Here is a 13,486-nt window from a genome sequence, read left to right as displayed (position 1 = left end):
TGCGTCCATGGAAGAAAACAATCCCTGGACTACTCTGGAAAGCCGTAAGGTCTATGAAAACAACTGGATCGGACTAACAGAACACCAGGTGCTCAATCCATCAGGAGGCAAAGGAATATATGGCGAAGTACATTTTAAGAACCTGGCCATAGGAATCCTTCCTTTAGATGACGAATTGAACACCTGGCTTGTTGGCCAATATCGCTTTCCGCTGAAAGCCTATAGCTGGGAAATCCCTGAGGGCGGAGGACCATTAGATGCCGACCCATTAGACAGCGCAAAGCGCGAACTGGCTGAAGAAACCGGCATCATCGCTACGGAATGGGAAGAAATCCAACGCATCCACCTCTCTAATTCTGTAAGTGATGAACTGGCCATTATCTATATCGCCAGAGGCCTCACGATGGGTGAGTCCGCTCCCGAAGAAACCGAAGAACTTCAAATCCGTAAACTCCCTTTCGAAGCCGCCTATCAGATGGTTTTAAATGGAGAAATTACCGATAGCATGAGCGTTGCTGCCATTCTAAAAACCAAAATAATACTTCAGGAAACTCATATTTAACGATACAACAGCCCCTTTTATGAATAAGTTCTTAGGATATATTTTCAGCCCGATATTTTATCTGTTATTCCTGATCAGCCTACTGGTTTTTCAACCGGTACAATGGATTTGTTTCCATCTTTTTGGCTATAAAGCACATAAAGCTTCGGTAGACGCGCTGAATTTTTGCCTGACCTATTGCGACCTTTTTATGGGCGCCTCCGTTACCTTTATCAATAATCAGGACCTGCCAACGGACCGCCCGATTATCTTTATTGCCAATCACCAGAGCATGTACGACATACCAGGTCTGATCTGGTTTTTAAGAAAACACCATGTGAAGTTTATCTCCAAGATTGAACTGACCAGGGGCATCCCTTCGATCTCTTTCAACCTGAAACATGGTGGCGGGGCCAATATCAACCGTAAAGACAGCAAACAAGCCGTTGGAGAAATCATTAAACTGGGAGAGCGTATGAAAGCAAACAACTGGGCGGCGATGATATTTCCTGAGGGTACACGCGCCAAAGACGGAAAACTGAAACCCTTCCATGTAGGTGGTATTGCAACCTTACTCAAAAAAGTACCGAATGCGCTGATTGTGCCGATTGCTATTGAAAATTCCTGGAAAATGGTACAATATGGAAGTTATCCACTAAATTTTGGGGAAAAGATCCGATGGACGGTTTTAACACCGATTGAACCTGCCGGTAAGAACCCTGAAGAAGTAACTAAGGAAGCAGAAAAGGCCATTCGCCACAAATTGGGCCAATAGCCTTTACTTTTATTTAAATATTCTTGTTGTCGATCCGCTTGAAAAACTCATCGCGATAAGTGTCTCCAATTGGAATAACCTTACCGAAAATGGTGATCCTGCTGCGTTCAATACTTTCAATTTTATCCAGGGAAATGATATAAGATTTATGCACCCTGATAAACTGACTGCTCGGCAGGGTTTCTTCCATCTTTTTCATGTTTTGGAGGGTAATCACCCTTTCCGCTTTCGTATAAATGGAGATATAATCTTTTAACCCCTCGATATAAAGGATGTCATCCAGCTGAATCTTCTGGATTTTATGCTCTGTTTTCACAAAGATAAAGTCCTGTACCGGATGCGCGGTAGGCGCTGCAGGTACCACCGGAGCAACTGCTGCCGGAGGAGGAGCTTGCTCCAGGTTCTTCTGCTGCTGATTGTGTACCTTTTCTACGGCTTTATAGAACCTGTCGAACGCAATTGGTTTTAACAGGTAGTCAGAAACATTCAGATCATAACTTTCTAAAGCGTATTGAGAGTAAGCGGTAGTCAGGATATAATTAGATTTGCCATTCGCAATTTTTAGAAACTGTATTCCCGTAAGTTCAGGCATTTGAATGTCCAGAAACACCAAATCGATCCCACCTGCCTGTACCAATTGTAAGGCTTCAATCGCGTTTTCTGTTCTTTTGACCAATTCCAGGAATGGTACTTTTGACACATAATCTTCTATAATATCCAGCGCCAATGGTTCATCATCGACCGCAATACATCTTAATTTTGTCATAAATCTAGCATTAATTCACTCGTGTAATGGGTAGCCGAATTTACAATATTTAATTTATATCTGTCAGGATATAACAATTGTAACCTTCGCTCTACATTGTTCAGGCCTACGCCACCCACCTCATCTTTGTTGTGTTGGTTTTTCTTATTGGTGATACTGAAATGGAGGATCTTTTGATTCGCGATGATGTTGATCCTGATCGGATCTTTAGGATCATTAGCGACACCATGCTTAAACGCATTCTCCACAAAAGAGATTAAAATGAGGGGAACAATCTGCTGATCATCAATCTCCCCGTTCAGTTCAAACTGCACCGAAGCACCGTCTTTGAACCTCAGTTTCTGCAAGGCGATATAACTGTGCAGGTATTCAATTTCTTTGCTGAGGGAAACCCAGCTATCATTGCTTTCATAAATCATGTAGCGCATGATCTCTGAAAGCTTTAATATCGCATCTGCGGTTTTATCAGATTTCTGGTAGGCCAGCGAATAAATATTATTCAGGGAATTGAATAAAAAATGAGGGTTTAACTGCGACTTCAAAAACTGAAGTTCCATCTCTTTCTTTTCAGATTCCAGGTCCCGCTGGATGCGTTCATTGCCAAACCAGTCGATTCCAAATTTAAGCAGGGAGCTGACCACCACAAAGAAGCCGGAAGTAAAAATGGTTACCAGTGCATATTTACCCAGGGCCATAAACTCCTTTTGACCATGATCCGTCATCAGTAAAACAATATCTGCATTTAAACTTGCCAATACCGTTTTAATGGCACTCATCACCACAATCAACAATAAGATGGCGCCCATATAAAGGCCATACTTCTTCTGCTCTTTAACCAGCAAAGGAATCAACAACGTATAATTGATATAAAAGATAGAGATATTGATCAATCCGGAATAGCCAAAATTAACGGCAATGGTATAAATGGTTTGAGGTTCTTTAGAAGAAAGCACCACCAAAACGAGAAGGATCAAAATAAACGCCCAAAAAATCAGATGGACAATAAGAGGGCCTTTGTTTTTCATTTAATTATTTTTGTGATCTAAAGTATAAGGCCTGGGTTATTTCCTTTGTCCCGAATTGCTACAGGCCATAACTTATAGGCCTAAAGTAAATTTTTCCAGCTATTTCAGGCAATGGCTTTCGACGAACGGGCATTTTTTTTCTACCAAACCTGCAAAAGGACCAATTAATCACAAAACTACGCTAAACAGGCGTTTATCTAGGATAATTTGTGCTTGGTCTAAAAGATTTTAGCAGCATTTTAAATTTTGTTCTATTTGTTTCATCAAAACGAAACGATTATGAAAACTGCATCTATAAATACAAACATCATGAAAAGATTAGCAAATGTATCACCGTTCTTATTGTTATTGGTACCTGTATTCATGATGATGGTGTTGACCATTGCCACTAGCATCAGTCATGCACAAGATGAAGAAATCGCAGCAAAAGCAAGTACTTCTGTAAAAGGAATTGTACAGGTGAGCAACATTTCTTACAAATAAAGAATTTCCAACTCCATTAGAAGGCAGCTATGCCATAGCTCCGCTAAAGGGTAAAATATAGTTTTTAGTTTTAGTTAATAGTCAGAAAATGGTGGTCTTGTACCGCCCTTTTCTTTTTACAGCAGGTCCCATCCGCTGTAAGTTTCGTCGTAAACCCCGGGAACCATTACAGGCCAGCAGTCCTGTAATAATTTAGCGAAGAAAGTACAAGTCATTATCTTTTGCTGTAAATTCAGGTATTCATCAGGAAAGCAAGAAAAACTAATATATGAAGAAACTGACCTTAACACTGCTGGCTATCAGTTGCAGTATCTCCCTGTTTGCGCAGGAAAAAGCAGACTTACCAGCGATACAAAAGATCCGCAAGGAAGGCCTTGAAAACTCAAAGATAATGGATATAGCTTTTCAGATCACTGATGTGGCTGGACCAAGACTCTCCAACTCACCGGGATTAAAGCGTGCTCAGGACTGGGCTGTGCAGCAATTCACGGCCTGGGGACTAAAAAATGTCCATCTGGAAGCCTGGGGAGAATTCGGAAGAGGCTGGCAGATCGATAAATATTATGCCGCCACCACCCTTCCCTATTACCATGCCATTATCGGTGCGCCTAAAGCCTGGACACCAGGTACCAAAGGAGCGATCAAATCTGAAGTTATTCTGATTAAAGCGGATACCATCACCGACCTCGCCCCTTATAAAGGAAAACTAGCCGGCAAAATCGTGCTCTTTGATCAGATGACCCTGCAACCTTTAGCACCTTCCTACAAACCGGATGTAGTCCGCTACAATGACTCCACCTTAAACAAAATGGCGGAAGCGGAAGTGCAAGCCCAGGGGCAGCGTTCTCCGAGACCCGGAGCCTCAAACAACATGATGGCCCAGATGATGAAAATGAGAGCCACACGAGCCGCTATGGCCAGTTTCATGAAGGATGAGCAAGTGGGCATGATCCTTTCTTACGCCAGAGGAAGCTATGGTACCTTCTTTACCAGCAATGGTGCTTCTTTTGCGCTGAATGCAGCAGCCGTTTCGCCGGAACTGGAAATCTCTGCAGAAGATTATCTCCACATTTTACGTTTGTTACGTGCCGGACAAAAAGTAGAAATGGAAGCCGACATTAAAACCTCCTTTTACGACCAGGACCCTCAGGGCTACAACGTCATTGCAGAAATTCCGGGTACCGATCGAAAACTGAAAGAAGAAGTGGTGATGATTGGCGGACACTACGATTCCTGGCATTCGGCAACGGGCGCTACGGATAATGCCGCAGGTGCAGCCGTGATGATGGAAACCATGCGCATCCTGAAAGCCATCAATTTTAAACCGAAACGTACCATTAGAATCGCCCTGTGGAGTTCAGAAGAACAAGGCCTATTTGGCTCCAGAGGTTATGTAGCCAAACATTTTGGAGATCCCAAAACGATGGTACTCACTAAAGACCAAAAAAAGATCAGCGCTTATTATAACCTTGACAATGGAACAGGCGCCATCCGCGGCATCTATGCCCAGGGTAATACTGCTGCTGCCCCTATTTTTAAAGAATGGCTGAGTCCGTTCAAAGACCTGAATGCAAGTACAGTGACCCTTGGTAATACCGGAGGCACAGATCACCTCGCTTTTGATGCGCTGGGCATCCCCGGATTCCAGTTCATTCAGGACCCAATGGATTACAATACCAGAACGCACCATAGCAACCAGGATACTTATGACCGCTTAGCAGAAGAAGACTTAAAAAGAGCAGCTACTATTGTCGCCTCTTTTGTGTATCATACCGCAGAGCGAAAAGAACAGATTCCTAGAAAGGAACTGCCTAAAGCACCGGAAACACAAAAAAAATAAAAACCTAAATATGGCAAAGAAACCTCCTTCATGGAGGTTTCTTTGCTTCCGGTAAAATATATACTTACAAAACCTTTGAAAACTAAGATATTAGTTTTAAGTTTATACTAAGGTTTTAGTTACAGTGCCTGTTGACGAGCAGACATGATCCTTCAGCCAATTATAACACCGGTAAAAAACAAACACGATGGAGATTAAAGATTTAACAAAAGCAGAAGAACAGATTATGCAAATTCTGTGGCAGATTGAAAAGGGGTTTGTGAAAGAAGTAATGGATTATTTACCTGAGCCAAAGCCAGCCTATAACACCGTATCTACAATCATCAGGATACTGGAAGTGAAAGGATTTATCGGGCATGAGGCCTTCGGAAAATCACACCAGTACTTTCCCCTCATCAGCAGAGAGGACTACAAGCGCCATGCAACAGAAAAGCTATTGGGAAACTACTTTGAAAATTCAGTGGAAAGCATGTTTTCCTTCTTTGTAAAGGAAGAGAAACTAGACCTGAGCGATGTGGATGAAATTCTTAAAATGATTAACAAAATTAAAAACAGACCGAGATGAGTTGGGCACATTATATCCTGCAAGCCAATATCTATCTAGTGATATTTTTTGGCTTTTATAAACTATTTCTTGCAAATGAGACGTACTTCAGCATGAACAGGATTTACCTGATCATGGCTGGAATCCTGTCCTTAACCATTCCTTTTTTGCGAATCGAATGGTTTACCCGACAACCCGTAGCCCAGCCTATTTATAGTGGGGTGGATCAGCTACAGGAATTCGTACAGGTCAGTGTCAGTCCTGATGCCCCCGAAAGGTTCAGTACAGGGAATTTGCTGGTATTGGTTTATATCGCCGGTATAATGATATTTACCCTCCTCTTTCTTTATAAACTGGCAACAGTGTCGCGCCTTTTAAAGCGCAAGACTACCGGAAATGCTTTTTCCTTCTTCAGTAAAAAGAGAATAGATCCTGCCCTTCCGGAAATAGACACGATCAACAGGCATGAAGAGATTCATATCCGTCAGCTGCACAGTCTTGACGTTCTGTTTTTTGAATTGCTGAGCATATTTACCTGGTTCAATCCCATCATTTATGGTTACAAATCCGCCGTTAAAAACACCCATGAATACCTGGCAGATGAGGAAGCTGCTAAATTCCAGGGAGACAAGGAGCAGTATGCCCTATTATTGCTGAGCAGGGCTTTCAGTATTGCACCGCATACCCTGACAAATACTTTCTTTAATAAATCACTATTAAAAAAGAGAATATTTATGCTACATAAACAAAGATCAACCAGAACGGCCATATTGAAATACGGGTTATTCCTCCCTCTTTTTGCCACCACACTGATGCTTTCTGCGGCCACAATCCGCAGTAATGAAACCATCATTGCAGTAACAGAGGAGATTCCATTGAACGAACCTTTAGCTATCGTAAAAGAAGTGATTGCAGCGCCGGTAACGGCCGTCCTGAGCACAAAAAAAACAACACCTGCCAAAGTCATTGATCCAAAAGATCCGGCATGGCAAAAATTCTATAATTACTTAAAAATGAACCTGCGTTACCCTTCCGAAGCCAGAGCAAACGGAATACAAGGGAATGTCCTGGTTAAATTTACCCTGAAAGACGGCGATTCTGAACTCATCAGTGTACCAAACAAATTAGGTTCAGGAATTGAAGGCGAAATATTGAAAGCCCTGGTCACTTATAAAGGTTTTACCACTGCGCAGAACGGCACTTATACCCTTCCGATACAATTCAGACTGTCGGGCAGCAAAACGCTTGTCAAAAACCCAACCCTGGCTACGGTTAAAGGTGCGACCAGATTAGCTCCGGTAACAATCACCGCATATGGCAGCGTAGGTGAGAAAAGACCAGCTATTGATATGGCTAAAGTAGGCAATGATGTAAATGACACAAAAATTTACGACTTTGTTTCCGTGGAACAGCAACCTGCTTTTCCGGGAGGCATGGAGAATTTCTATAATTACCTGAAATCAACCGTCAAATATCCGAAACTTGCTCAGGAAAACAACATACAAGGCAAAGTGTTCCTATCCTTTACCGTAGAAAAAGACGGCTCACTGGTTGATATTAAAGTAGAAAGAAAGCTCGGTGGTGGCACAGATGAAGAGGCGGTAAGAGTCTTAAAAGAATCTCCGAAATGGGTTCCGGGCATCACAGATAACAAAGTAGTGCGTGTAAAATTCAATATCCCGATCAGTTTCACACTATCGACTCCGGAAACAGATAAAAAAGAGAAAACAGGGATGACTATAGGTAAAGGTAAAGGCGTTAGCTATTCTAAAATCACCCTCCGGGGTTTAGGCCTCGATCCTGCCAATGAACCTCTGGTGTATATTAACGGAAAGAAAACCGAGCTGAAAATGAAGGATCTAAACCCGGACAACATCGAATCGATAGAAATTCTTAAATCAACCGCTGCTACTAAATTATATGGCCCGGAAGCTATACGTGGCGTTATCCTGGTGACCAACAAAAAAACAACAAGTTTCGACTTCGTACCAAACAAAGATTAGTAACCCCCAATCACCACAAACCAATAAAACCAACAAAAACCCTTTTAAAACACGAAAGCCCAGCTGTAATAGCCGGGCTTTCGTGTTAAATATCCTTGTCTCGTTATTTAAAGCTATTAAATAGATTCCTCAGATACAAATTTTGCTGATAAAAAGTCTCTATTCATTCGTGCAATATTCTCTAAAGAAATTCCTTTAGGGCATTCTGCTTCACAAGCCCCGGTATTGGTACAATTACCGAAACCTTCGGCATCCATTTGTGCTACCATACTTTGAACTCTGCGGTAACGTTCCGGCTGTCCCTGAGGCAATTGCGCCAGCTGAGAAACCTTTGCAGAAACGAATAACATCGCAGAAGCATTTTTACAGGTTGCTACACAAGCACCACATCCGATACATGCAGCAGCTTCGAAAGCTGAATCCGCCTGTACTTTTGGAATAGGCAGGCTGTTTGCATCCTGAGCATTACCTGTATTCACTGAAATAAATCCTCCGGCTGCAATAACGCGGTCAAATGCAGTACGGTCTACCGTTAAATCTTTGATTACCGGGAAAGCTTTCGCTCTCCATGGTTCCACAACGATAGTATCTCCATCTTTAAAAGAACGCATGTGCAACTGACAAGTTGTTACGCCTTCTTTTGGTCCGTGAGGACGGCCGTTGATGTACATAGAGCAGGCACCACAGATACCCTCTCTACAATCGTGATCAAAAACAACCGGCTCATCACCTTTAGAAATCAACTCCTCGTTCAACACGTCAAACATTTCTAAGAAAGACATATCAGGAGAAATCTCTGACAACTTATAATCCACCAATTTACCATTGGTTTTGCTATTCTTCTGACGCCAGATTTTCAGCGTTAAATTCATATTTCCTGTACTCATGATATTGAGATTTTAGTACTTGCTATTTATAACTTCTTTGTGCAACCTTGATGTTACCGAACTTCAACTCCTCTTTATGCAGGTTGAAAGTCACATCTCCTTTGTATTCCCATGCGGATACATAAGCATAGTTTTCATCATCACGGAGTGCTTCACCTTCTTCTGTCTGGTATTCTTCTCGGAAGTGACCACCACAAGATTCATTTCTGTTTAAGGCATCAATACACATCAACTCACCTAACTCGATAAAGTCGGCCACACGACCCGCTTTTTCTAATTCAGGATTGAATTCATTGGCTTCACCAGGAACGCGTACATCCGACCAGAAGTCTTTACGTAACTGCTGAATCTCCGCAATTGCTTCCGTTAATCCTTTAGCATTACGGGCCATACCACATTTATCCCACATGATCTTTCCTAATTTCTTATGGAAATGATCCACAGATTTAGTTCCTTTAATCGCGAATAACTGATCAACAATACCTTTCACACTAGCCTCAGCCTCCACAAATGCAGGGTGATCCAATGGAATTGCTTTGGTAGCAATCTCTTTAGATAAGTAAGCACCAATAGTAAGCGGGATCACGAAGTAACCATCTGCAAGACCTTGCATCAATGCCGAAGCACCTAAACGGTTTGCACCATGATCTGAGAAGTTAGCTTCACCTAAAGCGTACAATCCTGGAACTGTAGTCATCAGGTTGTAATCTACCCATAGTCCACCCATTGTATAGTGAACAGCAGGATAAATACGCATTGGCAACTCATAAGGATCTTCACCGGTGATTTGCTTGTACATATCAAACAGGTTACCATATTTTTCCTTAATCACCTCACGGCCTAAGCGCATGCAGGTTTCTTTATCAGGATTATGGAGATTTTGTTTATTAGCTTCAATACGACCGTAACGTTCTGTATTTGCTTTGAAATCCAGATATACAGCCAGTTTAGATTTACCTACACCATAACCTGCATCACAACGTTCTTTTGCAGCACGGGAGGCCACATCACGAGGTACAAGGTTACCGAAAGCAGGGTATCTACGTTCTAAATAATAATCTCTTTCCTCTTCAGGAATATCGATTGGAGAACGGTCATCACCTTTTTTCTTAGGCACCCAGATTCTTCCGTCATTACGTAATGACTCAGACATCAGGGTTAATTTACTTTGGTGATCTCCTGAAACAGGGATACAAGTAGGGTGAATCTGCGTGTAACATGGGTTACCGAAGAATGCACCTTTTTTGTGTGCTTTCCAGGCTGCTGTTACGTTACTACCCATTGCATTGGTAGAAAGGTAGAATACGTTACCGTAACCACCACTACCCAGCAATACTGCATGGCCGAAATGGCGTTCCAGTTCACCGGTGATTAAGTTACGGGCAATGATACCACGTGCTTTACCATCAATTACTACAACGTCCATCATTTCATGGCGGGTAAACATTTCAACCTTACCCATACCAATTTGACGCTCTAAAGCGCTATATGCTCCTAAAAGCAATTGCTGACCGGTTTGACCCGCAGCATAGAATGTTCTTTGAACCTGTGTCCCACCGAAAGAACGGTTGTCTAAAAGACCACCATACTCTCTGGCTAAAGGCACACCTTGTGCCACACACTGATCTATAATGTTTGCACTCACTTCTGCTAAACGGTAAACGTTAGCTTCACGGGCACGGTAATCACCACCTTTAATGGTATCATAGAATAAACGGTAAGTACTGTCACCATCATTCTGGTAGTTTTTTGCGGCATTGATACCACCCTGAGCAGCGATAGAGTGTGCTCTTCTTGGTGAATCCTGGAAGCAGAAACACTTCACTTTATAGCCCATTTCAGCTAGAGTTGCTGCTGCAGAAGCACCTGCCAACCCTGAACCTACTACAATAACTTCGATGCTTCTTTTATTTGCCGGGTTAACTAATGGCATAGAGGACTTTAATTTAGTCCATTTTTCCATTAAATCACCTTCCGGTATATTTGCATTTAATTCAGCCATTTTATTTAAGCTTTATATAAGTTCAAAAATTATTTAATAAAACCTGCGTAAATAGCGACAGGCATAATAGCAAATAGAATTGCGATGATAATTGAATACCATACACCTACTGCTTTTATTATTGGCGTGTATTTTTTATGGTTCCATCCTAAAGTCTGGAATGCGGAAGCAAAACCATGTAATAAGTGGTAACATAATGAAGCCATTGCCAATGTGTATAAGATCACCACCCAAAGGGTTTGAAATCTTGCTACCATTACTGCAAAAAGGTTCTCATGTCCTGCTGCATCAACTGTAGGAATTCCTGTAAAACGAGAAACTACCCAGAAGTCAGATAAATGCACGATCAGGAAAATTAAAAGGATAGTTCCTAATAATCCCATTGATCTGGAATACCATTTACTGTTTGCTGCGCCATCAACTACTGCATACTTTACCGGACGAGCGGCCTGGTTTTGAAAAACCAAACGTAAACCCTGGATAATGTGTGCTAATAACCCTGCCATCAACACGACTTCCATCGCTCTGATCAGCCAGTTTGTAGCCATAAAATGTGCCCCTACATTGAAGGTTAAGCCACCGTCATTTACAAATATCAATAAGTTGATAAAGCAGTGAACTGCGAGAAATGAAATAAGAAACAGGCCGGTGATACCCATTATTAGTTTTTTTCCTATAGACGAGGAAAAAGCGTTTCCGAAACTAGCCATTTGATTGTATTTTAGTTCTATTCATGCAAAAGTATTTAATAAAAGAATTAATTGGTTAAGGATTGTCATAAAAAAACGACAATCGGCCTATTTAGAAACGTTCTATTCTTTGCTACCCTAAAACCCGCCTCATTCCTTGCAAAATGGCATCCGACCAGCAAAAAAAAACGGGAAGCAGTAAATACTGCTTCCCGTTTAAATCATTTATGAAACCTTCGGACTTAGAAAGTGAAGGAATAATTCTGACCATCGGCACCTACACCTGTGATCGTAGTCATTCCGTTTTTCGAAGTCGGCAATGCTGCTTCAACATCTTTTGCAGAGTTTACCGGTCTACCGTTTACACCAGTAATCAGCAATCCTTTTGGAATCTCCAGAGAATCGAATAATTTACCTGGCTCAACAGCAGTTACCACAACTCCTGATTTAGCACCTAATTTTGCTTTCAGCTGTGCTGGAGCTGGTGCAAAACTAGCACCCAGTTTACCAATCGTTGCACCTGTAGCTTTACCTGATGCTGCAGTTTTAGGCGCATTTACACTACTTTCACCTTTTAAGGTTACGGTAATATCTTTCAAGGCACCATCTCTTAAAATACTCAGGTTGATTTTATCACCAGGGCTCATACGACCAATTTTTTCCTGTAAATCAGGAGAGTCAAAAATTGGCTGACCTTCTACCTTTTTGATGATATCACCTTCTTTGATACCCGCAGCGGCACCGCCACCATTTGCAACTACCTCTTTAACGTATAAACCGTTAATGTCTTTAACTTTCAGACTTTCCGCAACATCTGCATCCAGCGGCACGAAAGAAACGCCGATATAACCACGTTTTACGGAACCATACTTCCTGAAATCATCCAGGATCTTTTTAGCAAGGTTCACTGGAATAGCGAAACCATAACCTTCGTTAGTACCTGTTTGTGAAGCAATCGCTGCATTGATACCAATCAATTCACCGTTAGCATTCACCAGGGCACCACCACTATTTCCAGGGTTAATCGCGGCATCAGTCTGAATGAAAGACTCAATACTGGTGTTCACACGTTGAGGCGCTTTACCAGTTCTGCGGTATTCTTCATACTCTTGTTCTGTAAGCTGGTTTTGTTGTCTCGCAAGGATACCAATACTTCTGGCTTTTGCGCTCACAATACCTGCAGTAACGGTAGTTTGAAGATCCAGCGGGAAACCTACTGCCAATACCCATTCCCCAATCTGCACATTATCAGAGTTACCCATTTTTACCACTGGCAAACCAGTTTCTTCCACCTTAATTAAAGCAAGGTCAGTATTTGGATCTGTACCAATTACCTTAGCCACTACCTTACGGCGGTCGGAAAGGATTACCTCAATTTTATCTGCATTTTCTACCACGTGGTTATTGGTTACAATATACCCGTCCGGAGTTAAAATAACACCGGAACCTGAAGCCGCTCTAGGCGCACGAGGCATACTACGGCCACCACGGCCAAAGAATTCTTCGAACATGTCTGCTGCAGAACCAGCTGATTGCTCAGAACTTTTACCACCATAAGTAGTTTTAATGTGTACAACGCCAGGTGATACCGCCGCCGCTGCCTGTACAAAATCTACCGCACCTGTCGAAGAAATCTTCGCAGGGTTGTTGGCGAAAAGTACATTTTGTTGCTCAGCGAATGTCTGACCACCCTGATTACCTTCTAATAATTTATAGCCACCTAATGCAGCCGCTCCACCAAATAATGCGGCCAATGCTATCAATCCTATTCTTTTCATTTGTCTCCTTTTTTTTGTATGTTTTTAATTAACTCCAATTCCTTCTGATTCAACCAATCTACCCGATTGGCGAAAAGCCAGAAGTATTTATTTTTTTTACCCGTTAAGAACTTTTCTTTTCAATGGATTAGTCAAATTTAATACCAGATCAAC

12 protein-coding genes are annotated in these 13,486 nt (G+C 42.0%); 6 read left to right on the top strand and 6 right to left on the bottom strand.

Going from position 1 to position 13,486, the window contains the following annotated elements:
- Positions 1 to 7 precede the first annotated feature (7 nt).
- A complete protein-coding gene (locus OQX61_RS04200; protein WP_265840427.1) occupies positions 8 to 562 on the top strand; it encodes an NUDIX hydrolase in 555 nt (184 codons plus the stop codon).
- A 19-nt stretch (positions 563 to 581) separates the two neighbouring features.
- The gene (locus OQX61_RS04195; RefSeq protein WP_265840426.1) at positions 582 to 1,316 is read left to right on the top strand and encodes a lysophospholipid acyltransferase family protein; all 735 of its coding nucleotides are present in this window, start codon (positions 582 to 584) and stop codon (positions 1,314 to 1,316) included.
- A 13-nt stretch (positions 1,317 to 1,329) separates the two neighbouring features.
- On the opposite strand, the gene OQX61_RS04190 is transcribed toward OQX61_RS04195, so the two are convergent.
- Entirely contained in the window at positions 1,330 to 2,082 is a 753-nt protein-coding gene (locus tag OQX61_RS04190) for a LytTR family DNA-binding domain-containing protein (RefSeq protein WP_265840425.1), read from the bottom strand.
- Entirely contained in the window at positions 2,079 to 3,107 is a 1,029-nt protein-coding gene (locus OQX61_RS04185; RefSeq protein ID WP_265840424.1) for a sensor histidine kinase, read from the bottom strand. Before OQX61_RS04185 ends, OQX61_RS04190 begins: the two co-directional genes overlap by 4 nt.
- Before the next feature lie 309 nt (positions 3,108 to 3,416).
- Between OQX61_RS04185 and OQX61_RS04180 the strand changes: the two genes are divergently transcribed.
- From OQX61_RS04180 to OQX61_RS04165, 4 genes are all read left to right on the top strand, one after another.
- Complete coding sequence (locus tag OQX61_RS04180; protein ID WP_265840423.1) at positions 3,417 to 3,590, top strand: hypothetical protein; 174 nt, start codon at positions 3,417 to 3,419, stop codon at positions 3,588 to 3,590.
- Between the two features lie 268 nt (positions 3,591 to 3,858).
- Positions 3,859 to 5,430, top strand: coding sequence for a M20/M25/M40 family metallo-hydrolase (locus OQX61_RS04175; RefSeq protein ID WP_265840422.1), 1,572 nt, complete (start codon positions 3,859 to 3,861; stop codon positions 5,428 to 5,430).
- A 187-nt stretch (positions 5,431 to 5,617) separates the two neighbouring features.
- A complete protein-coding gene (locus OQX61_RS04170) occupies positions 5,618 to 5,995 on the top strand; it encodes a BlaI/MecI/CopY family transcriptional regulator (protein WP_265840421.1) in 378 nt (125 codons plus the stop codon).
- Positions 5,992 to 7,977, top strand: coding sequence for a M56 family metallopeptidase protein (locus OQX61_RS04165; protein WP_265840420.1), 1,986 nt, complete (start codon positions 5,992 to 5,994; stop codon positions 7,975 to 7,977). The genes OQX61_RS04170 and OQX61_RS04165 overlap by 4 nt, the downstream gene beginning before the upstream one ends.
- Positions 7,978 to 8,093: 116 nt before the next feature.
- Here the strand turns inward: OQX61_RS04165 and OQX61_RS04160 are convergent, their stop codons facing one another.
- The 4 genes from OQX61_RS04160 to OQX61_RS04145 form a co-directional block, all read right to left on the bottom strand.
- Positions 8,094 to 8,864, bottom strand: coding sequence for a succinate dehydrogenase/fumarate reductase iron-sulfur subunit (locus tag OQX61_RS04160; protein ID WP_265840419.1), 771 nt, complete (start codon positions 8,862 to 8,864; stop codon positions 8,094 to 8,096).
- Between the two features lie 22 nt (positions 8,865 to 8,886).
- Complete coding sequence (locus OQX61_RS04155; protein WP_265840418.1) at positions 8,887 to 10,866, bottom strand: fumarate reductase/succinate dehydrogenase flavoprotein subunit; 1,980 nt, start codon at positions 10,864 to 10,866, stop codon at positions 8,887 to 8,889.
- 29 nt (positions 10,867 to 10,895) lie between these two features.
- The gene (locus OQX61_RS04150; RefSeq protein WP_265840417.1) at positions 10,896 to 11,576 is read right to left on the bottom strand and encodes a succinate dehydrogenase cytochrome b subunit; all 681 of its coding nucleotides are present in this window, start codon (positions 11,574 to 11,576) and stop codon (positions 10,896 to 10,898) included.
- A gap of 221 nt (positions 11,577 to 11,797) precedes the next feature.
- Positions 11,798 to 13,333, bottom strand: a complete 1,536-nt coding sequence (locus OQX61_RS04145) for a Do family serine endopeptidase (RefSeq protein WP_265840416.1) — start codon at positions 13,331 to 13,333, stop codon at positions 11,798 to 11,800.
- Positions 13,334 to 13,486 lie beyond the last annotated feature (153 nt).

This window comes from Pedobacter sp. PLR, from assembly GCF_026239675.1.
Lineage (GTDB): Bacteria > Bacteroidota > Bacteroidia > Sphingobacteriales > Sphingobacteriaceae > Pedobacter.
Note: the sequence above shows the minus strand (reverse complement) of the source record. Positions and strands in the feature narration are given on the sequence as shown.

Coding starts and splice junctions, on each gene's coding strand:
- OQX61_RS04200 (WP_265840427.1), top strand. CDS start 8: ATGGAAGAAAACAATCCCTGGACTACTCTGGAAAGCCGTAAGGTCTAT.
- OQX61_RS04175 (WP_265840422.1), top strand. CDS start 3,859: ATGAAGAAACTGACCTTAACACTGCTGGCTATCAGTTGCAGTATCTCC.
- OQX61_RS04145 (WP_265840416.1), bottom strand. CDS start 13,333: ATGAAAAGAATAGGATTGATAGCATTGGCCGCATTATTTGGTGGAGCG.
- OQX61_RS04165 (WP_265840420.1), top strand. CDS start 5,992: ATGAGTTGGGCACATTATATCCTGCAAGCCAATATCTATCTAGTGATA.
- OQX61_RS04155 (WP_265840418.1), bottom strand. CDS start 10,866: ATGGCTGAATTAAATGCAAATATACCGGAAGGTGATTTAATGGAAAAA.
- OQX61_RS04160 (WP_265840419.1), bottom strand. CDS start 8,864: ATGAGTACAGGAAATATGAATTTAACGCTGAAAATCTGGCGTCAGAAG.
- OQX61_RS04190 (WP_265840425.1), bottom strand. CDS start 2,082: ATGACAAAATTAAGATGTATTGCGGTCGATGATGAACCATTGGCGCTG.
- OQX61_RS04180 (WP_265840423.1), top strand. CDS start 3,417: ATGAAAAGATTAGCAAATGTATCACCGTTCTTATTGTTATTGGTACCT.
- OQX61_RS04195 (WP_265840426.1), top strand. CDS start 582: ATGAATAAGTTCTTAGGATATATTTTCAGCCCGATATTTTATCTGTTA.
- OQX61_RS04170 (WP_265840421.1), top strand. CDS start 5,618: ATGGAGATTAAAGATTTAACAAAAGCAGAAGAACAGATTATGCAAATT.
- OQX61_RS04150 (WP_265840417.1), bottom strand. CDS start 11,576: ATGGCTAGTTTCGGAAACGCTTTTTCCTCGTCTATAGGAAAAAAACTA.
- OQX61_RS04185 (WP_265840424.1), bottom strand. CDS start 3,107: ATGAAAAACAAAGGCCCTCTTATTGTCCATCTGATTTTTTGGGCGTTT.